Here is a 21,016-nt window from a genome sequence, read left to right on the forward strand (position 1 = left end):
GATTAGCTCCCTTTGCAATAGTTGGCTGCATCTGCGAAGACGCGTTTTATTTGAAATCCGCTGCTTTGGAAATTACTCACCATGGTGGTAACTTGCGTTCTATCGTTGCTATCTTGCGGGGTGCGCAAACACACATTTTCAAATACTTTTTTAACCTGACATTGGGCGAATTTCTGGCTGTTAGCGAGCTCTTGTCCCATCGATTTAGCGCCGTTGCCGCTGCCACTAAGAGTTTGATCCCAGCCTAGGTTCTTATTTAATCCTGCGCGCCAATAGTTGTCCCAACGGTCATCTTGAATAACGAAGCCATAGGGAAAATTGTTGGCATTAATTTGATGTTTAGCCGTGACCCGTGAGCCTGTCTGAGCATCAACTTGGCCTTGTGTGTTGTATAACAAAGTGCCGCTTTGGCCATCGGGGTCGTTTTGGCTATCGTAGCTGTATTCGTAGTAAGCAAAAGCTTGAGCAAGTGGATCCATGCCGGAATGGCAGCCAATACAGGAGTTGAGAAATATGCGACTGTCGCCACCAGGGCTGCGGCTAACGTCTTGGCGAATTCGATCCGGAGCTCGACTGGTGTCCTTCACGCCTTCTAAATCCGTGCATAGATGATTGATTAGAGTAAATCGGAACATGGCACGATTAGTTCCGTCCTTAAAAAAGGATTTTGCCGCTGCGCGGGTTGTCATCACACCGGCAGTGGCTTCTGCAGGCAGCCCGGTGATCGCCGTTTGGGTGGACGCAACCAATGCCGAGGCTAAATTAATTTCTGCATCTTCAAGCGCTTGATAATGGTTGTTATTGTCAATGGCATAAGCGGGTAAGTTGAGCGAAGCATCCCCTGTATAGATGATATTGCCACTGAGTATTTGTCTAAAGTCAACATCGTCACGGGCAATGCCAATGACGGTTGCGGTGTAATCATTTAGCGGGGCAAATACATCCGATTCTTCATTGGTCCAGGGGGTCACCCAGTTTTTTAAGGTGACATTGTAAAAAGCGGGATTGTCCATTGCCAGATAGGCTGCTTCTAAGATGTCACCTTGGTCTATCAGCGTTTGCATATTGTCTAATGTAGATGCGCTTGCGGGGGTGCCTGTCAGGCGGTCGTGAATGCGCTGTGCCTGCTCTCTAGAGCCAGCTTGCGCCGTGTTGTGGAAACACAGGGTAGCGAACACCAAGAGCCCAACTGCTGCGCTACTCACTCTAAGTTGGTTGAATTTAGGGTGAGTCGCTTTTGATACTGCATTTTTCAAATTGGAACTCCCGATTGCTTTCCACTAAAAATAGTTCACTTTGCCCACCAGGGTAAATATGATTGATAGATAAAGGGTGTTTTAAAACATACCTTTCGAGCGCTTCATCATCGACGCGTTAGATCCGAAATCTTATTGCGGCTGGTCTTACTTCATCGAACAAGAAATCACACTACTAATGCCTAATTCACTGTAGGATGGCCGTTGGAACTCGAAACAAATCGTCATTAAAACAACAGGATGTAGTCAAAACGTTGGGCTTATATGCCCATTGTTAGCGAGTCGGACTACCGCAGTGAATTCGGTGATTCCAGTGCTTTGCATAAACCAGACCAGCCCCCATCTATGCTGCTTCTGCCGAGAGGCACTGATTTTTTGTTGGTCAATTTGCTCAGTAGATTGTCGTAATCTAGGAACAAATCGATAGGATGGTTTCTTAACTCAACGCCAGAGAACCTTTAAAAATACATGAAATTCAATAAGATAAGCTTCTCTAAGATATGCGGAAGGGCCGTCATTCATTTGCTACACTTAAAGGTCGGTTTTTATGTAATTCGATTTTTTTGAATTTTTCTGTTTCGACTTGAGCCAAGCCTGCGCGTGAAAGGTGGCTAAGTCGATAAGGTATTAAAAAGTATTACTATGCATCAAACCGTCGATTGTTTGTGCAGTCGTTAGGTGAAACACTTTATTCATCAGTTTGGCATTCTGCGCAGCGATTTAAATGCCTTCTAGCACCAAAACAAGCTGAAAGTCGGCATGCGCAGACAGTTTAAAGTTGGCGTTTTTCGTTTGATAATAGCCACGCAAAACGGTGTGGTGCGTTTCACTTTTAAGTGCAATAGTTTAAATTTGGCGGTATGAGATGAAGTTCAAAAGCATAAGCCTTCACGGTGTCATGCGTAACACCACACTTATGGTACTAGCAAGTACATTGCTGGTGGCCTGTGGTAGTGAACGACAGCTTTTATCTAACAGCCAAGAGCCTGACCCTGTGGTCGTCGACGTGCCCATTGCTTATGTAAAACGGCCTTTACCGGTTGACGAAAATGGCGCGTTGATCACCGATGACCTACGCCAGCCGTTTGCCTTTCTTCCCGGCGCAGCTATCTATATCAAGCCTCGTGCCTCTGCCAGTGCATTGGAAACTAATATCACCGATCGAGCGTTTTTCAGCGCCGAAGAAATTGCCCAGACGAGCGCCGAAAATCCTTTAGCTGGTTATGATGTGAAGGACATGGAAGTGTCTTATGATGGTGAGCGTTTGTTATTTGCGATGCGTGCACCCGAAATTGAAAATGCGGATGATGACGAGCAGCCTACCTGGAACATTTGGGAATATGATCGTATTACCGATGATCTAAGACGGGTCATTAGCTCAGATATAGTGGCTGAAGAAGGTCAAGATACCGGTCCAGTATACTTACCTGATGGCCGAATTGCCTTTAGTTCAACGCGCCAGTCAGGCAATCAGGCGATTTTGCTCGATGAAGGTAAACCCCAATATCAAGGTCTAGATGAAGGTTTGGATGAGTTTGCTTCTGTGATCCATGTGATGGACTCAGATGGCACCGATATCGCGCAAATTTCCTACAATCAAAGTCATGATTTGGACCCAACCGTGCTCAGCAATGGCAAAATTCTGTTTAGTCGCTGGGATCAAGCTGGCAATAATGACAGTATCAATTTATATCAAATGAACACGGATGGCTCAGGACTCGAAATTGTCTATGGCCGTCACAGCCACCAAAGTGAACGGACAAACCAACCCTTGCAGTTCGTGAAGACACGCGAGTTAGAAGATGGCAATGTACTCAGTGCGATTAGGCCATTTCGCGGCGATTCTATCGGTGGTGACTATGTGAGCATCGATATAACCAATTTTATCGATAACCAACAGCCCATTAACTCTCAACAAGGGCTTGCTGGTCCTGCTCAGGTGCCCGTTCTGTTTGACAATATTACCCTTGATGGCAGCTTATCTGTTGGTGGTCGCTTTGCCAGTGTTTATCCCCTTTGGGATGGCAGCGGTCGGGTTATTTTTAGCTGGAGTCAATGCCGCGTTTTTGACCCCGACCAAGAGGTTGTCGAAGGTCAGCAGCGAACTATTTTACCCTGTACTGATGAGCTGATAGCAACGCCGGATATAGAAGAAGCACCTCTGCTTTTCGGCCTGTGGTTCTATGATTCTTTAGCACAAACTCAGTTACCACTTGGCGTGCCTACCGAGGGGATTATGTTTACTGAAGCGATTGCCATGGAGTCGCGCCCTTTCCCGCAGGATGCTCAACGGGCCGACGAGTTTGACATAACGCTTGCGGATGCCAATCTGGCCAAGGTACATATTCGAAGTGTGTATGATTTTGCTGGGATTGATGTCTCTGAAGTCGGGATTTCGGTACTAGCTGATCCAACCCAAGTCCCGGTACTGCAGCGCCCTGTACAATTTATCCGAGTGGTTAAATCGGTGTCTATCCCCGATGAAGAGGTACGGGATTTTGATAATTCAGCCTTTGGTCGCAGTCGAGCGCAGTTAATGCGTGAAATTATTGGTTATGTGCCAGTTCAGCCTGACGGCTCTGCACTGTTTGAAGTACCGGCCAATTTGCCGTTGGCTCTGTCCTTAGTCGATATTGACGGTAAGCGGGTCGGTGCCAGACATCAAAATTGGTTACAGTTTGCCCCGGGTGAAGTCAAAACCTGTAACGGTTGCCATAGTCAGGACAGCGAGTTACCGCACGGCAGAATTGATGCCGAAGCGGATTCTATTAACCAAGGCGCCACGGGTACAGGCTCGCCATTTCCAAATACCAATCCGGCGTTGTTCGCTGATTTAGGCGAAACCATGGCACAAACTACCGCCAGAATTAACGGTGCAGACTATCCAAATCCCAACCTTGTTTTTGAAGATATTTGGACCGATCCTGCTAATGCTGCACCAGCAGAGTCGTTCGAGTACGCTTACGGCGATTTAGCAACGCCACTACCAGTGACAACAGCATGTGCAACTAACTGGACGGCTTTGTGCCGTATCCAAATAAACTACCCAGACAATATTCATCCTATTTTTGAAATTCCCAGAGTGGTGTTGGCAGAAGATGAGATCACCGTGCTTGCCGATCACACCTGTGTGAGTTGCCATTCACCGGTTGATCAAGCCGATATGCCTAGAGTGCCAGCTGCGCAGTTAGATCTGTCTGGCACGCCTTCAACCGATGACCCTGATCATCTCACTAGCTATCGAGAGCTGATGTTCAATGATGCAGAGCAAGAGCTTGATCAAGGAGCCTTAGTCGACCGTCTGGTTCAGGTGTTCGATGGCAATGGCGATCCGGTGTTTGAACGTGATGAAGACGGCGAATTGATCCTCGATGGCGAAGGCAATCCTATTCCAATATTTGCAACCGTAAATGTGGCCAATAGCATGAGCACTAATAGTGCACGGGCCAGCGCAAGATTTTTCAATCAATTCGACAACGGCGGTAGTCATCAAGCATGGTTATCCAAAGCAGAATTAAAACTGATTGCGGAATGGCTGGATATTGGCGGTCAATACTATAATAATCCCTTTGCGGCTCCGGCAAATTAGTTGATGGATGATATGACAAAGTGGATAGTCCTGATTGGACTCATGGTAAGTACAGGTTGGGTTAACGCAGAGGATGAGTTTCCCGAGGTGCAAATTGTAGAACCCTATATTGACATGCACACAGGACCTGCACGGGGTTATCCGGTGTTTTACGTGGCTGAAAAAGGTGAGTGGATCCGCGTCTTAAAAAGACGTACAAATTGGTTCAAAGTGCGCACTGAAAAAGGCAAAGAAGGTTGGGTCAAACAGCAAGACTTGCAACTCACCTTAAACAGTAAAGGCGAACCTGTAGAGGTTGCTGATGGCAGTTTTGAAAGCTACCAGTCTCGTTCCTTTGAATTTGGTGCCAGCGGAGGCTCATTGGAAAGCGTGCCTTCGTTGTCGGCGTTTGCCAGTTGGGTGATCACTGAAAATATCAGTACAGAATTGAGCTATACCCAGGCTTTAGGTGATTTCTCCGAAAGCCGATTAGCATTGTTGAGTGTCACCCATACCACGTTTCCGGAATGGCGAGTTTCTCCCTATTTTCGTTTAGGGGTAGGGCAGATCCAGACAAAACCTAGAGCAAACTTGGTGCAATCAGGCGAAGAAACGCGTCGCAACGATCTACTTGCAGGCAGCATTGGGGTGCGTTACTACCTGACCCAAAATTTCGTATTAAGACTGGAATATCAAAACTTACTCGCGCTGACAGAGCGTGATGAAAATGAGGAGCTTGAAGAGTGGAAACTCGGATTCGCAATATTTTTCTAGGCGCCGCTTTGTTGGCATTATCGTCGCAGGTCTTTTCGCAACAAGGCCCGCAAGCAGAAGCGTCTGCCAATGCAAATCAAAGCGTGATTGAGCCTGATTTGCAGCGTCGTGACATCAATGAGTCGAATATTGATAGCGAAAACATTGAAATTGGCGTGTTTGTCGGTGTGCTCAGTATCGAAGACTTTTCATCGAGCACGGTTGTTGGTGCCTCAGTGGCCTATCACGTCAACGAAGATTTCTTCGTACAAGCCAATTATGGCCAATCTGAAGCTGGGCGCACCAGCTTTGAAATATTAAGTGGCGGTGCTCCCTTCTTAACTGACGAAGAGCGGGATTACAGTTATTACAATTTATCTTTGGGCTACAACCTCAACGGTGAAGTATTTTTAACCAAAAACCTCGTGTTTAACTCTGCCACCTATTTCACCCTAGGCGCAGGGAGCACAGATTTTGGCGGTGATGATCGCTTTACCCTCAGCATTGGGGCCGGATATAAGCTGCTCTTGACGGATTACTTTGCCGTTCACGTTGGCTTAAAAGATCATATTTTTAATAGTGAAATAATTGGCGAAGAGAAGAGTACCCACAATATCGAATACGGTATTGGTGCGACTTTTTTCTTTTAGCCTCGTAACGCTGAATAGTTGACGGAGTATTGTCATGATTTCAAAAACATTTTCGAATTTTATCTTTCTCATCGCCGCGGTCATTGGCTTGGCATTTTTTACCGCATTAACTGCAAGCGCAGCTGATATTAGGGCCCCCGCCCCTGATTTTACGCTTAAGAGCAAAAGCGGCGAGAATATGCGACTTGAAGAACAACAAGGCAATGTTGTGATAATTAACTTTTGGGCATCTTGGTGCGCGCCTTGTCGTGAGGAATTACCGCATTTTGAAGCCATGCAGCAAGAATATGAAGATTTGGGATTTACTGTATTGGCGGTGAATGTTGATGAGTACCCCGAAAAAGCCAACACCTTGCTCAATGATATTCCGGTCAGTTTCCCCGTATTATTCGACGAGGACGACAAAGTGAGCAAACTTTACGATGTAAGAGCCATGCCCACTACGGTCATTGTCGATCGTGACGGCAACCACCGTTTAACCCACTACGGTTATAAGACTGGTGATGAAGCCAAATACCGTAAAGCAATAAAAACCTTACTGCGCGAATAGCGATAACAAGTAATTCAGGGTGGAACCTATGATGAATAAACTAACGATAAAAACTTGTATGATGAGTGTTTTGCTAGCAAGTGTATTGATGACATCAGGCTGCGCTTCCACGTTTGAACCATGGGTTAAACCTTATGAAAGGGATAACTTGGCCGATCCTATAATGGCAATGAATCGCAATCCAGTATCATTCAGTTACACCATGCACGCATTTCAAGCCCGCGAAGGAGCGCGCGGTGCAGAGGGCGGAGCTGGTGGTGGCTGTGGGTGTAACTAAGGTCAGTGAACATGATTAAACGCAGTATCATCGCTTTTGTCCTTCTGGAGTTACTGTTGGTGTTGGCTTTTTCAGTACGCGCGGCTGTGTTGCCGCAAGAGAGAGCCGATGTGATGTACCATAGCTATCAGGGCGATGGCATGGACATCAAAGGCCCGTCAATTTTATTGCGTAAGCAAATTGGCAATAAATTTTCGGTTTCGGGCAACTACTATGTGGATATGATCTCTGGCGCGTCCATTGATGTGTTAGCCACTGCAAGTCCTTATGAAGAAGAGCGAACTGAGCACAGTGTGGGCGTTGATTTCCTGCATAACAAAACCTTGATGAATTTAAATTTTACCAGCAGTTCTGAAAACGACTTTGAAGCACGCTCTGTGCACTTTGGTATTTCCCAAGATTTTTTTGGCGACCTTACGACGCTCAGTATGGGCTATTCAAAAGGTTGGGATGAAGTGGGTAAACGCGGCGATGAAAACTTTCTAGAGCACGCCGACCGTCAGCAGTTTCAGTTGGGGCTGACACAAGTACTAACCAAAAGCATGATCATGGGACTGACGTTTGAGAATATCTCTGATGAGGGATATCTCAACAATCCTTATCGCGCAGTGCGCTTCGCTGATCCGAGCTCCGAACGCGGTTTTCGATTCGAGACAGAAGTCTATCCGAATACGAGAACCAGCAATGCCGCGGCGATTAATTTAAATTACTATCTGCCATATCGCGCTAGCATTTACGGTGAAGCTAGGATCTTTTCGGATACCTGGGGCATAGACGCGAACAGCGTGAAATTGGGTTACATTCACACCTTCGGTGATGATTGGATCCTAGACTTTAGAGTAAGACACTATCAACAAGATAGCGCTGATTTTTATCAGGATTTGTTTGCTCGCAGTGCGGAGTTTAACTTTCGCGCTCGCGACAAAGAAATGAGTACCTTTACTAATCTTTCTATTGGCCTGAGTGTGACTTACGAATATCAATTTTCGCAGTCCTCGTGGTTCTCTAAAGCGACCATTAATTACGAGTTGGACCACCTGCGTTTCCAATACGATGATTTTAGAAATGTGCTTGCTGATGGCCCTGTTGGCGAGGAACCTTTATTTGAATTTTCTGCCAATGTGACGCGTATTTTTGCGTCGCTTTGGTATTAGGTGAAATGATGAATTTACCCAAGTTGTGTGTGTTGTTTTTGACCTTTTGTTTACCCTTTTCGACTGCGGTTCTTGCTCAAGATGATGGGCAACCACTTTCTGTTGCCAAGCAATTGCAACAACTTAAACGCCAAGTTATTGCGCTCAATCGAGACCTGTTTGTACTTGAGGAAGATCTGCTTTTCCCGTCAAGTACCCAAGTAGTAGTGTACCTCTCCATGGATGTAGGTACTTACTTTAAACTCGACTCGGTGGAGCTTAAAGTAGATGACGAAGTCGTAACTCAGTACCTGTATACCGATCGTCAAGTAGATGCATTGTATCGTGGCGGCGTACAACGATTACATATTGGTAATCTGCCTCAAGGCGAACATCAAATCAGTGCTTTTTTCATCGGTCTAGGACCAGAAGAACGAGAGTATAAACGGGCTGCTTCATTTACCTTTAACAAAGATGCTGACGCTAAAGCATTGGAGCTGAAAATTACTGATTCTAGCAGTAAGCAACAACCTGAATTTACCGTTGTTGAACTGTAACTTGTGAGATCATTGCCGATGCTCAGACTTTTTCAGCTTCGTTATGTGGTGCTACTGCCAACGTTGTTTTTGGTGTTTTGCACCTCAACGGTGTTGGCAAATACTGCCACGCTGAAAAAGTGTCAAGTCACACTGGTAGACAAGGCCTACCAAGAAATATTGTTTTATTATTTTCAACAAGATTTTTATCAAGCTCTGACCCACTTCGAAATACTACAGCAGGCTTGTCCTGATGCTTTAAAAGACATAACTAATCCTGGTGTTGATCCTAGGCTGTTAAAAGGTGGGATAAGTTTGGCCTATGGATTGGATGAACAAGCTGCAGGTATTTTTGAGCGTTTACTTGAGCAAGTTGCCGAACCCAAAACCCAAACACAGGCTTGGCTGTTATTAGGTAAATCACTGTTTCAAAAACAACAGTATGCCTTAGCATCTCAAGTGTTGGGGAATATTACCTTAGACAGTGCCAATGAGTTTCTTGAGCAAAGCGATAAAGACCAATGGATATATTTACAAAGTCAGTTGTTTAATTGGCAGCAAGATCAACCTGATGGCAAAGCCGCAGACAATAGTTACTGGTTATCTGCGTTATCGGAAGATTCGATTTATCGACACTATGTAGGGTATAACCAAGGACTGGCGCAATTGCAGTCAGGACAGTATCAACAAGCCGTTGCTACCCTTGAGCAGCTGGGATTAAGTAAAACCAGTTTCTTTAGTGAGCTACTGCAAGGTTGGTTATCGCCGTTAAATAAAGTCGACCAAAGCGAACTTGATGCTCTGCGCGACCGAGCTAATCTGACGATCGGTTATGCCCATTTACAAAATCAACAGGCCCTTAAAGCAATTAATGCGTTTGACCGAGTGCGCCTAGGCAGCCTCGACACAGATTCGGCCATGCTCGGTTATGGTTGGGCTGCAGCACAACGAGAAGAATATCAAATTGCACTGTCTGCTTGGCAGCGTTTGCAGAAAGTACCTCGTAGCAACGAGTATGTCATGGAGTCGTTTCTGGCTTCTGCGTATGCCTTTGAAAAAGCCTTCGCACCGACACAGGCAATAGATAACTTGCAACGAGGTTTAAATCGATTCGCCACCGAATCACAATTAATTCGAACCCACTTGTTAAACATTAATGACAATTTCTTTTTAACCTTAGCGCAACAGCAAGATTGGTCTGCTGAGGTTCCAGCGCACTTATCGGCAGTCATGCTGAGTAAAACCTTTCGAAATCAAATGGTCTGGCTACAAGAAAGCCAACAAATTCAACAACAGTTAGCACAATGGCAAGGACGATTAGACACCTTCAGTTTGATGTTAGATGAGCGTCAGCAAGAAACTATTTTGCGTGCACAAAAGCTCAAAGAAAACGATTTGCTAGCAAAACTCGCAGACTACAAAGCCATGCGCGACCAACTTGAAGCACTGCTAGCACAGGCCCCGCAATCACCCCGTATTCTCAATCAAGAGCAGGAACTAGACTGGCAGCAGCGATTACAAGGGGCGCAACAATCCCACGCTGATATCATTCAAAAGCGACAGCAGTTGGATCAAAAACCGCTTAATCCAAACTACGCCCAACGACTTTCTCGTTTAGCAGGGATTATGATTTGGAATGCCGCGGAAAACTTCGCCAAAAGGCGTTGGCAGGCACAAAAAAGCTTGAACGAATTGGACAAGTTGATTGCCCAAACGACGGCACAACAAAACCGATTAAAAGCTCGCTTAGTTCAGCAACCAGAATATGCGCAACAGCGAGCCCGTATTGCGAACTTGCAGCAAACACTCAATCAGCAAAAGCAGCAAAACCTTAAATTGCAGCGACAGCAATTGGCGGCTTTGAATCAATTATTTGAAACAAAGTTAAATGAGCAGTTGAGTCAATTAGATAGTTATAAACTGCAAGCACAGTTAGCGATTGTGAGATTAAACGACAGGGCGTTTCGCAAAGCTCAGGCTGATAAGCAGGGGGGCAGAAAATGACCCTTGCAAAGTTCAGTTTGCTAATCCGGTACATAACCCTATTCATGTTCAGTAGCTTATTTGTTGGCTGCGCCAGTCTTTTCGATCCGCCTGACTTAAACAGCCAAAAGGCACCTCGTAAAACCATAGGCGAAATGTATTTCGAACCGGTTTCACTGGATCATGCGCCCTTGCCAGATCAGGGGCTACAAAACTTACGGGACGCCTATACCGGATTGCTCGAAGTTATTTCAGATCCCGAGACAATTAAGATAGTGCAATATCGTCTAGCTGATTTGGAAATACTCTTGGCTGAACAGCAGCAAGAAACCGGCAATGCACCGCTAGATCGGGACTATTTCGATTTGGCCATCGCCCAGTATCAACAGATCCTCAGCCAGCATCCCCAGCAAAGTGACAATGTAGAAGTACTTTACCAATTGGCTAAGGCATATGATTTACAGGGGCAGTCTGAACAAAGTCTAACGGTGATTAACCAATTGCTGCAAACCTACCCTGATAGTCTTTATGTGGCCGAGTTGCAATTCAGACGTGGGGAAATATTATTCAATCGCAAAGACTATCTAGCGGCGATTGATGCGTATGCCAAGGTACTTGAGCAAGGACAAAGCAGCAATTATTACATGTCAGCGGCATATATGTCGGGTTGGGCATTTTTCAAGACAGAAGATTATGCCAATGCATTACTCGCTTTTACCAAACTGCTCGACCATAAATTACCTAATGATGTGATTAACTCGCAAATGTTACGCCAGTTACGTAGCGAACAGCAGCTTGAGATGTTGCCGGTAGGAGAGAAGCGTATTGTCAATGACAGCATTCGCATTATGGCCATGCTATTTTCCTACCGAGGTGCCGAGCACAGTCTCAAAGCGTTTTATCAGCAGTACGGCGAGCGTCATTACGAAAATCTGGTGTATGATCGGCTCGGTCAGCAATTCTTAAATGAAGATCGGTATCGCGATAGCGCCTTGGTCTATCGTGCGTTTACAGAAGTCCACCCAGAGCATAATCAAGCGCCTTTTTTTGCGGTAAAACAAATCGATGCGTACATCATTGGCAAATTTCCAACCTTAGTATTACCAGCCAAACAGGACTTTGTTGATCGCTATGGTATTAACGGTCCATTTTGGTCCGATTGGGGGCAGTTATTACAAAATGACGTTAAGCCTTTTTTAAAAGACTATATTCAAGAATTAGCGCAATATGAACATAGTAAGGCGCAGTTGCTACTTGCCGCTGCGGACCAGCCAAGCGATGAACAGCAAGACGATGTAGAGGTTAATCGACAAAAATCGACGCATGCTTATTTACAGGCCGCCAATTGGTATCGTGAGTTTATTCAAACGTTCCCCCATGACGACCTGACGCCAGAGATCACCTTTAATATGGCCGAAAGCTTGTTTGATGCAGGCGAATTTGAAGCGGCTATTGATGCATACGAAGCCTATGCTTATCAATACTTAAACGAACCAAGAGGCGCGGAAGCCGGGTATGCCGCAATACTCGCGTTTAGGGAATTACGTAAAACGCTAAGCGATCCGCAGTTACAACAACAATGGCAAGATGAGCAACTCGCCAGCCAACAGCAATTTGTCAATCGCTTTGCCAATGATCCTAGAGCGGTCGATGTATTGTACGACTCAATGCAGCAACAGTTTGATTTACAGCGCTATCTTGCTGCCATTGAAAACGCGGAAAACCTACTTGTTTGGCAACCTCGCATTGATACTACTCGACGCCTTGCCGCCCAGCTAGTTATTGCCCACAGTGAGTTTGCATTGCAACAGTATCAACGAGCGGAATTAAGCTATGAGTCAATATTGGCATCGCTAACACCTGATGATGCTCGTTACAACGACATGGTTGAGCGTCTAGCGGCAAGTATCTACAAACAAGCCGAAGCCAATTTAGCCAAACAGTATGTGGCCCTAGCCATCGAAGATTTTTTACGAGTAATTGAAAAAACACCACAAAGCAGCGCGCGCATCAATGCGCAATACGACGCTGCGACCTATTTACTGGAGATGCAAGATTGGCCTAAAGCAATTGAATTACTTGAAGATTTTCGAGTACGTTTTGCGAGCGAACCATTGGCGGCAAATATTCAAGATAAACTGATCTTTGCCTATCAAAAGAACCAAGATTGGTTACCCGCAGCAAATGAACTGAAACAGCTTTGGCAAGCCAACCCCGAAACCGATGAAGGCCGCGAAGCGCTCTACATTGCCGCGGGTTATTACTTAAAAGCTGATGAACGTGATTTGGCCTTGGACTCCTATCGCACTTACGCACATGCTTACCCATTGCCTTTTGCTGAAGTCACCGAAGCGCGATTCCAAATGAGTGAGTTTTATGTGCAAAGTAATGAAGATGCTAAGCGTCGATTCTGGCTGAAAAAATTGATCTTAGGCGATGCGCAAGCAGGCAACAATCGAACCGATCGTTCGCGTTATTTAGCGGCTATGTCCTCAATGGTGTTTGCCAATGACAAGGTCGAGGCATTTAAGAAAGTGAAGTTAACCTTGCCACTAAATAAAAGTCTAAAGCGCAAACGGTCGGCACTGGATCAGGCTTTAGACGGACTCAATGGGACTTTGGAATATAAGATCGCCGAGTTCAGCACTGCGGCGAACTTCAAAATTGCAGAAATTTATGCTCAGTTAGCCCGAGACCTAATAGATTCTGAGCGTCCAAATGGGCTCTCAGCACTGGAGCTGGAACAATACGATATTTTGCTTGAGGAGCAAGCTTATCCTTTTGAAGAGCAAGCCATAGACATTCACGAAGCGAATATTCAACGCAGTTGGCAAGGGATTTATGATCGCTGGGTAAAAGAGAGCTTCGCGGCACTGAGTAAGTTGTTACCAGGGCGTTATAACAAGGTCGAAAAGATGCCGGAGACCAACAATGAAATCTATTAGTTTGATACGATTAGTCGCCGTGTTTACCCTATTGTCATTGTCGGGTTGCGCCAGCTTAGATAAGGTTTTCTCCGAATCGACACCGCAGGTTGAGCAATCAACAAAAACGGCACCATCATCAGCCACTGTCAGTTCCGATGTCGTGCCTATAAAGGTTGATCCAATGCAGCAACGAATCACCGAGTTGCGCGCCAAGCCAAACTTGTATTTGTCTGGCCAACCGCCTGTAGATGCATCTTCACAGTCATTATTTGAACAAGCTTTGCAGGCCAATAAAGACGGTAATCCAGACATCGCTGCTCAGTTATTTGTGACCTTAACCCAAACCCAACCTAAGTTATCTGGTCCATGGTTACAGTTGGGTAATTTAAAAATGCAGGAATTTGCTGATTTAACCTCTGATCAATTTGAGCAAAAGCATAATCTATTAAATGAAGCTAAAGTATTGTTTGAAAAAGCAACGGATGTGAATCAACATAATTATTATGCACATAATCGATTGGCCACTGTATTGCGAGAGCTAGGAGAGTTTGCCCAAGCTGAACGGCATTATCATCACGCCATTGCCAGTTGGCCAGCTTACGATAATAGTTATCTCAATTTAGGTATTTTGTATGATTTGTACATGGGCAAAAAACCACAGGCGCTTGAATACTATGAGTTGTATCAAGCACTACAGGACAAGCCAGGGCGCCAAGTTCGCGGCTGGATCGCTGATCTGAAACGTCAGTTAACGTCAAGAGCAGCACAGGAAGAAACACAATGAAATCAATTTTTGTGGCGTTAATTGCCAGTTCACTCATCCAAACGACTGCATGGGCACAACAAGAAAATCAGGCAGCACAACAACAGCAGCCATTGAAAATAGAGGATCCTCAGCTAGTTAATAGCCAGCAGCCTGATCCTAATCTTTTCCGCCCTACCGATCCGGGAGTGCCGCCGACAGCTGAAACTGCGTTTGCTACAGAATCACCCGCGGTGACCTCAACTAGGGTTAATGGGGTGATAGAAATTGAAGATACAATACGCATTAAGCGTGAACAACCCAAGGTATTGTCGATAGTGCCTTGGCAGCCACCACGGGACAAGGCGTCCTTGCCCAGTCCATTTGCAAAACGGATTGAACAAGATTTCATGCCGTTGGAAAGAGACGAGTTTACCCGCAGGGTGCAGCATTTTGAGCGGGTCGCTGGAGTGGAACAAAAATAATCATTGAGCTTCGTCAATAGAGGAACTTTTGGCTAAGTTATGAGAAACGTTAACTGTGTGGATAATCCCATACGATACATTGGGTAATATGCAGGTAGACTGCTACACATTGCAAAATTAAGGTGCTGTTATGGAAATTTACAACGTCATTGTTCGCTTCTTTCAAGAAGGCGGTTCATTCATGTTCCCAATCGCGGTAGTTCTGGCCATTGGCTTAGCGATTGCTTTGGAGCGATTTTTGTTCTTGAGCATGGCGAAACGTACCAATCAAAAAGCATTCAAACAGATAGAGCCCATGTTGGAGTCGGCAAATTACGACGGGATCCTTAACTTTGGTAAGTCAAATAATGCACCGATCAGCCGGATTATCACTGCGGGGATTGCCAGAATGTCACTCAGCCAACGCCGTGAAGACATCGAGTATGCGATGGAAGAAGGATTAATGGAGAGCACGCCGCGATTGGAAAAACGCACGGGCTATTTGGCAACCTTGGCAAACATATCCACCTTGTTGGGATTGTTAGGTACCATCATCGGTTTGATCGCCGCGTTTTCCGCTGTTGCAAGTGCTGATCCTTCGGAAAAAGCCAGCTTGTTGTCGCAAAGTATTTCGGTTGCGATGAACACCACGGCATTTGGTTTGATCGCTGCGATCCCGCTACTGGCATTCCACTCGATTCTACAAACCAAAACCACCGAAATCGTCGATAGCATGGAAATGGCTGGGGTGAAGTGTCTGAATACCCTGATGGGGCGTCAGGCTATCTCTACCCGCTCTCGTACGACGGATTAATCCATTATGTTGGGCAGAAGAAAACGTCTGCAAAAGCCGGATGCCGAACTCGATATCACGTCATTTATGAATTTGATGATCGTGTTGGTGCCAGTGTTATTGATGATGATGGTATTTTCCCGTATCACGGTACTGGAGCTATCGTTGCCTGAGCTAGGCGAAGCCAGTGAACAAACTGAGTTAGACGAAAAAGATCAGCAATTAGAAATCCTAGTGCGCAGCAATGGCATAGAGGTGTTTTACCCACAAGGGTATTTAGTCAAAGAAGTCCCCAATAACGAGGATGGTTATGACTATGTAGCGCTGCAGGATATTTTGAAACAGATTAAGCAAACGCTGATAAATAAAGGGCTTGAGAAGAATCAAGCGACTTTGCTATTAGAGCAAGACATTCCTTATCAAGTGATAGTGGCGTTGATGGATACCACCCGATCTTATGATGAAGTGGTTGTTGCATCCGTGGTGCAGGCTGAATTGTTTCCACAAATTTCATTGGGTGATGCACCATTGCTCACGCAATCTGAAACTACACCTTAAATGAGAGGAGCAAGACGATGAAAAAATCCGTTCGCGCCTCTCGCATGGAGAGACATCACAAGCGCATGGCTAAAGAGTCTAAGTTGAGCTTGGTTTCCTTGATGGACATCTTCACCATCTTGGTGTTCTTTTTAATGTTCAATGCCTCAGATGTACAAGTACTGCAGACTGATCAGAGCGTCAAATTACCCGAGTCGACAGCTGAAACTGCAGCGCAGGAAACCTTGGTTTTGTTGGTTAACGCCAAACACATTTTACTGCAAGGTCAAAAAATGGCTGACGTTGCCACTGTCATGGCGCAATCCGATGACATCATTCCGGCACTGGAAAAAGAACTCATTTATCAGAAAAATCGGGTCAAAATAATTGCGATTAACGACAGCCCTGAGCAAAACCCAAATGACATTGCCAGAGCCATTACCATCATGGGTGATCAGGCAATTCCTTATAGTTTGTTGAAGAAAATCATGCAAACCTGTGCTCAAGCGGGCTACACCAATATCTCACTGGCGGTGGAACAAAAGCCCACTAAAGGTGACGCATGAGCACAATGAGTCAACCTCAAACCTACTTTCGCAGCCAACTACCTTGGTCTTCTAGCGAACAAGAGAATCGCTTTTTCAATAAGCTCACCGGTATTGTGCTGGTGGTTACGCTGATCCTGGCGCTGATCGTTAAATGGCAAGAGTTACCCGAGCAGACTAGAGAAGAAAAAGAACGAATTCCGCCGCAGCTTACGCGCATTATTGAAGCACAAAAGGTGGTGCCGCCTAAGCCGGTCGAGCCGCCCAAGCCAATACCTGTGGAAGCGCCTCCTGAAGAAGTCAAAGAGGAGCCCAAGGTTGAGCCAGAACCACCTAAGCCTGAGCCGAAAAAGCCGATTGAAAAGCCCAAACCCAAACCTGTGGTTAAGCAGCCTACGCAAGCCGAGTTGGCGGAACAAGCCAGAGCCAAAGCGCAACAAAGCGGTTTGCTGCAATTCACTGATGATTTAAGTAGCATGCGTGAAGCGGCAAACATCAATAATTTAGCCGATACTGAAATGATCCAAGGAGCCGGTAAAACCAACGAGCAACAAAGGTCATTTGTGGGTAAAAAAGTATCTGATAAAAGTGGCGGTTTGAACACCAGCAACCTGTCTTCTGATGTTGGTGCAAGAGGCGAATTAGCTGGCCGCAAGACCACTGAGTTTCAAGCGCCTAACGAAGGCATGGCTTCATTGGCAGCCAAAGAGCTTGTCACCGAAGATACCGTAGTGGGTAGTCGTGATGAAGAATCGATTCGTAAGGGCTTTGGCGCCAACAAAGGGGCGTTATATACGATTTATCGCAGAGCTTTGCGCGACGACCCCAGTTTACAAGGCAAGATCACGGTCAATCTAGAAATAGCGCCTAATGGTTCGGTTACTACTATCACGCTAGTTTCCAGCGAACTTGATTATCCACAACTAGAGGAAAAGTTATTAGCACGAATTAAGCTGATTAATTTTGGTAGTGCAAATGTAACGCCAACCATCACCAACTACTCATTGGATTTCTTGCCGTTTTAAGACGTTGGGATGACTGGCTTTTCGTCATCCCCAATTGCTCAAAGCCCGTCATCCCCAAGTGCTCAATGCCCGTCATCCCCAAGTGCTCAAAGCCCGTCATCCCCAAGTGCTCGAACACCGTCATCCCCAAGTGCTCGAACACCGTCATCCCCAAGTGCTCAAAGCCCGTCATCCCCAAGTGCTCAAAGCCCGTCATCCCCAAGTGCTCTTGTTGGGGATCTCCTCAAAAGTCCTGCGTAGTTAGTTGCCAACAGGAGTGTGGAAGATCCCGGCTCTAAGAGCGCTACCGGGATGACAGTGAGGGTTGAGCCCTACCGGGATGACATTTTCTTCGTCATCCTCAAGTGCTCGAACCCCGTCATCCCCAAGTGCTCAAAGCCCGTCATCCCCAAGTGCTCTTGTTGGGGATCTCCTCAAAAGTCCTCCGTAGTTAGTTGCCAACAGGAGTGTGGAAGATCCCGGCTCTAAGAGCCCTACCGGGATGACATTTTCTTCGTCATCCCAAGTGCTCAAAGCCCGTCATCCCCAAGTGCTCTTGTTGGGGATCTCCTCAAAAATCCTGCGTAGTTAATTGCCTACAGGAGTGTGGAAGATCCCGGCTCTAAGAGCTCTACCGGGATGACAGTGAGGATTGAGCCCTACCGGGATGACATTTTCTTCGTCATCCCAAGTGCTCAAAGCCCGTCATCCCCAAGTGCTCTTGTTGGGGATCTCCTCAAAAGTCCTGCGTAGTTAGTTGCCTACAGGAGTGTGGAAGATCCCGGCTCTAAGAGCCCCACCGGGATGACATTTTCTTCGTCATCCCCAAGTGCTCAAAGCCCGTCATCCCCAAGTGCTCTTGTTGGGGATCTCCTCAAAAGTCCTGCGTAGTTAGTTGCCTACAGGAGTGTGGAAGATCCCGGCTCTAAGAGCGCTACCGGGATGACAGTGAAGATGGAGCGTAACCGGGATGACAGTGAGGATTGAACCCTACCGGGATGACGTTTTTTAGAAGAAGGCCTACCGGGATGACATGATATAAAAGAGCGTCACTGGGATGACGTGATTTGTATAACGCTATTAATCCAAGTACACTGCGCGCGAGTTGGTCGAGACAATCGCCGCTTTGTTACCTTCGGGTTTTCAAAGGGGAGGAAAGTCCGGGCTCCACAGGGCAGGGTGCCAGATAACGTCTGGGCGGCGTGAGCCGACGACAAGTGCAGCAGAGAGAAAACCGCCTAAGTAAATTCGTTTCGACGGATTTGCCGGTAAGGGTGAAAGGGTGCGGTAAGAGCGCACCGGGCCACTGGTAACAGTTGGTTGCAAGGTAAACTCCACCCGGAGCAAGACCAAATAGGGTTCCATACGGCGCGGCCCGCGTTGGAACCGGGTAGGTTGCTTGAGCCAGTGAGCGATTGCTGGCCTAGATGAATGATTGTCGCCTTTTTAAGGTTACAGAACCCGGCTTAATGACCAACTCGCACTATTTATTAGCTATGTCGCCACGCAGGTGGCGACATACGCTCAATATTGGCCTATCAAATTCTTCCGTTTTGCGACTTTTTCAAAGTGCTTAAACACCAGCATGCCCAGCAGCAAGTATATGCCTGAATTGGCTAATACAATGGCCACGTCCATTAGCTGAATTGGATTTTCTCCAGACACCCACGCTCTGGCTAAGGATGCACCTGGTGTAAAGGGTATAAAGCTCAATGGTCCAAATGGCAAGCCATCAACGGCGACTAAGGCCATCAGTGCTAGCGCCATTAATTGGCCTAAGGTATCCACCCGTTTAAACACCAGCGCGAAACCGCTGATGATCAATCCCAAACCGACTAACGATGGCGCAGCTAATAGCAGTGCTAAATAGAACATCGGTAAGTTGATATCAATCCAGTTTCCGGTTAACCACATCGTGAGATATGCCATGATGGTAATAAATAATAGGCCGTAAAGCAGATCGACTAGTGTTTTGACCAATAGAATTGCCGTGATCCCTTTAGGGGTGATGAACAACTGTTCGATATAACCTTTTTGGGTATCGTCGATGACGGTTTTGGTGACAGACAAGTAGGCTGCTGATGCAAACCCCCAAAGTAAAAAACCAATCAATAGACCATCCAATGACTGGGCTTGTTCGCCATCAAAGGCAAAAGATTTTGCACCATAAAACAGCGCCACAAAAAGGCCACAGATCATCAACAAGCCACCCACACTTTCAAACCAATATTGACGCATATCGTAAATCTGCAACTTGCACTCGTTTTTCAATAGCAATAGCCAACTCATGCTTTTTTACTCCTTTGCATTAGGGTCTGAAACGCGTCGTGCATGGTTAATGGCATGATCGTGAGATGCTCAGGGGCGATGTCTTGTTCATTCAACCAAGCTAATAGTCCAAGGACTTGCTGAGGCGATTCGAACTCGATATATAAATTAGTCGCACGGGTATGTTGCTGAAAACGCCCCATACACAATTGCTCTACTTTTTGCTGGATATTATCAATCAATTGAGTGGGCACTTTTACCTCGAGTTTGAAAGAGTAGAGCGCCTTTTTAAGTGAGGCTATGTCGCCGTTGAAAATCACTTTGCCTTGTTCTAGCACCACCACTTTTTGGCAAATTTTATCGATAAAGCTCATATCGTGGGAGGTCACTAGGAATGCCTGTCCATTTAATGTTGATTGCTGATGGATAATGTTTTTGAGCTCTTCAACCGTGTCAATATCGAGTCCCAATGTTGGTTCGTCGAGTAGCAATAAATTCGGGGAGTAGGCTAAGGCACTGAGCAAGGCGGCTTTCTGTTTGTTGCCGGTGGATAATTTGAGCACTTCAAGTGTGTGATACTGCTTCAAACCCAAACGCGCCTCTAAAGCCGAAATATGCTGCTTGAGTTGTTTGCCAGAGTGGCCTCTAAGTGCAGCGAAGTATTCTGCATTTTGGCAAGCGGTAAGCCGCCAATTGATATTGCGGCTGCCGCCCAACACCGCACCGACCTTTTTCAAATAACGTCGATCAGTACGAATGGACGTGTTATTGAATAAAATATCGCCTTGCTCAAATTCGATTAATTGGCATATGGAATTTATTGTGGTGGTTTTACCAGATCCGTTTGCACCTAGCAATGCAACGGTTTCACCGGCAGCAACGTTAAAGGAAATATCATCCAACACCGTTTTATCGCCGTAGCTTTTCCTTACCTTTTCGATTGAAAGCATGCTGTCCCTTACTGAGTTAACCGTCTAAATATTAGGGACTTGGCTAAAATTTGATAGCACTAATTCAGATAAAATGTAAA

19 protein-coding genes and 1 other RNA gene are annotated in these 21,016 nt (G+C 46.1%); 16 read left to right on the forward strand and 4 right to left on the reverse strand.

The window, feature by feature from the left end; all coding sequences use genetic code 11:
• Nucleotides 1-2: 2 nt before the first annotated feature.
• Nucleotides 3-1,256 (reverse strand): hypothetical protein, encoded by a 1,254-nt coding sequence (locus ABD036_RS07185; RefSeq protein WP_425542557.1) that lies wholly within the window; start codon nucleotides 1,254-1,256, stop codon nucleotides 3-5.
• Nucleotides 1,257-2,121: 865 nt separating this feature from the next.
• On the opposite strand from ABD036_RS07185, the gene ABD036_RS07190 reads away from it, so the two are divergent.
• The 15 genes from ABD036_RS07190 to ABD036_RS07260 all read left to right on the forward strand — a co-directional run bounded on the left by ABD036_RS07190 (nucleotide 2,122) and on the right by ABD036_RS07260 (nucleotide 17,739).
• Nucleotides 2,122-4,845, forward strand: coding sequence for an HzsA-related protein (locus tag ABD036_RS07190; RefSeq protein WP_343858112.1), 2,724 nt, complete (start codon nucleotides 2,122-2,124; stop codon nucleotides 4,843-4,845).
• Nucleotides 4,846-4,857: 12 nt separating this feature from the next.
• Nucleotides 4,858-5,598, forward strand: coding sequence for an SH3 domain-containing protein (locus ABD036_RS07195; protein ID WP_343858115.1), 741 nt, complete (start codon nucleotides 4,858-4,860; stop codon nucleotides 5,596-5,598).
• Nucleotides 5,568-6,227: an outer membrane beta-barrel domain-containing protein gene (locus tag ABD036_RS07200; RefSeq protein ID WP_343858118.1), complete on the forward strand. Its 660-nt coding sequence runs from the start codon at nucleotides 5,568-5,570 to the stop codon at nucleotides 6,225-6,227. The genes ABD036_RS07195 and ABD036_RS07200 overlap by 31 nt, the downstream gene beginning before the upstream one ends.
• Before the next feature lie 34 nt (nucleotides 6,228-6,261).
• A complete protein-coding gene (locus ABD036_RS07205) occupies nucleotides 6,262-6,777 on the forward strand; it encodes a TlpA family protein disulfide reductase (RefSeq protein ID WP_343858121.1) in 516 nt (171 codons plus the stop codon).
• 31 nt (nucleotides 6,778-6,808) lie between these two features.
• Complete coding sequence (locus tag ABD036_RS07210; RefSeq protein WP_425542562.1) at nucleotides 6,809-7,054, forward strand: DUF4266 domain-containing protein; 246 nt, start codon at nucleotides 6,809-6,811, stop codon at nucleotides 7,052-7,054.
• 11 nt (nucleotides 7,055-7,065) lie between these two features.
• Nucleotides 7,066-8,208, forward strand: a complete 1,143-nt coding sequence (locus tag ABD036_RS07215) for a DUF3570 domain-containing protein (protein ID WP_343858125.1) — start codon at nucleotides 7,066-7,068, stop codon at nucleotides 8,206-8,208.
• Nucleotides 8,209-8,216: 8 nt separating this feature from the next.
• The gene (locus ABD036_RS07220; RefSeq protein WP_343858127.1) at nucleotides 8,217-8,744 is read left to right on the forward strand and encodes a hypothetical protein; all 528 of its coding nucleotides are present in this window, start codon (nucleotides 8,217-8,219) and stop codon (nucleotides 8,742-8,744) included.
• An 18-nt stretch (nucleotides 8,745-8,762) separates the two neighbouring features.
• Nucleotides 8,763-10,727 carry a tetratricopeptide repeat protein gene (locus ABD036_RS07225; RefSeq protein ID WP_343858129.1) on the forward strand — a complete coding sequence of 655 codons (1,965 nt, stop codon included), beginning with the start codon at nucleotides 8,763-8,765 and terminating at the stop codon, nucleotides 10,725-10,727.
• On the forward strand, nucleotides 10,724-13,651 hold the full coding sequence (locus ABD036_RS07230; protein WP_343858131.1) for a tetratricopeptide repeat protein: 2,928 nt from the start codon (nucleotides 10,724-10,726) through the stop codon (nucleotides 13,649-13,651). The genes ABD036_RS07225 and ABD036_RS07230 overlap by 4 nt, the downstream gene beginning before the upstream one ends.
• Nucleotides 13,638-14,417, forward strand: coding sequence for a tetratricopeptide repeat protein (locus ABD036_RS07235; protein ID WP_343858133.1), 780 nt, complete (start codon nucleotides 13,638-13,640; stop codon nucleotides 14,415-14,417). The genes ABD036_RS07230 and ABD036_RS07235 overlap by 14 nt, the downstream gene beginning before the upstream one ends.
• Nucleotides 14,414-14,860, forward strand: coding sequence for a hypothetical protein (locus tag ABD036_RS07240; protein ID WP_343858135.1), 447 nt, complete (start codon nucleotides 14,414-14,416; stop codon nucleotides 14,858-14,860). Before ABD036_RS07235 ends, ABD036_RS07240 begins: the two co-directional genes overlap by 4 nt.
• A 130-nt stretch (nucleotides 14,861-14,990) precedes the next feature.
• Nucleotides 14,991-15,653 carry a MotA/TolQ/ExbB proton channel family protein gene (locus ABD036_RS07245; RefSeq protein WP_343858137.1) on the forward strand — a complete coding sequence of 221 codons (663 nt, stop codon included), beginning with the start codon at nucleotides 14,991-14,993 and terminating at the stop codon, nucleotides 15,651-15,653.
• A gap of 6 nt (nucleotides 15,654-15,659) precedes the next feature.
• Nucleotides 15,660-16,190 (forward strand): ExbD/TolR family protein, encoded by a 531-nt coding sequence (locus tag ABD036_RS07250; RefSeq protein WP_343858139.1) that lies wholly within the window; start codon nucleotides 15,660-15,662, stop codon nucleotides 16,188-16,190.
• 17 nt (nucleotides 16,191-16,207) lie between these two features.
• The gene (locus ABD036_RS07255) at nucleotides 16,208-16,735 is read left to right on the forward strand and encodes an ExbD/TolR family protein (protein WP_343858142.1); all 528 of its coding nucleotides are present in this window, start codon (nucleotides 16,208-16,210) and stop codon (nucleotides 16,733-16,735) included.
• Nucleotides 16,736-16,740: 5 nt separating this feature from the next.
• A complete protein-coding gene (locus ABD036_RS07260) occupies nucleotides 16,741-17,739 on the forward strand; it encodes an AgmX/PglI C-terminal domain-containing protein (protein WP_343858145.1) in 999 nt (332 codons plus the stop codon).
• On the opposite strand, the gene ABD036_RS07265 is transcribed toward ABD036_RS07260, so the two are convergent.
• Complete coding sequence (locus ABD036_RS07265) at nucleotides 17,705-17,935, reverse strand: hypothetical protein (protein WP_343858147.1); 231 nt, start codon at nucleotides 17,933-17,935, stop codon at nucleotides 17,705-17,707. The two genes, ABD036_RS07260 and ABD036_RS07265, sit on opposite strands and share 35 nt — an antisense overlap.
• Nucleotides 17,936-18,819: 884 nt before the next feature.
• Between ABD036_RS07265 and rnpB the strand changes: the two genes are divergently transcribed.
• Nucleotides 18,820-19,203: RNase P RNA component class A (gene rnpB / locus ABD036_RS07270), an RNA gene on the forward strand.
• A gap of 39 nt (nucleotides 19,204-19,242) precedes the next feature.
• On the opposite strand, the gene ABD036_RS07275 is transcribed toward rnpB, so the two are convergent.
• On the reverse strand, nucleotides 19,243-20,007 hold the full coding sequence (locus ABD036_RS07275) for an ABC transporter permease (protein WP_343858149.1): 765 nt from the start codon (nucleotides 20,005-20,007) through the stop codon (nucleotides 19,243-19,245).
• Nucleotides 20,004-20,936, reverse strand: a complete 933-nt coding sequence (locus ABD036_RS07280; protein WP_343858152.1) for an ABC transporter ATP-binding protein — start codon at nucleotides 20,934-20,936, stop codon at nucleotides 20,004-20,006. Before ABD036_RS07280 ends, ABD036_RS07275 begins: the two co-directional genes overlap by 4 nt.
• Between the last annotated feature and the right edge of the window lie 80 nt (nucleotides 20,937-21,016).

Source organism: Aliiglaciecola litoralis, from assembly GCF_039523355.1.
Classification (GTDB): domain Bacteria; phylum Pseudomonadota; class Gammaproteobacteria; order Enterobacterales; family Alteromonadaceae; genus Aliiglaciecola; species Aliiglaciecola litoralis.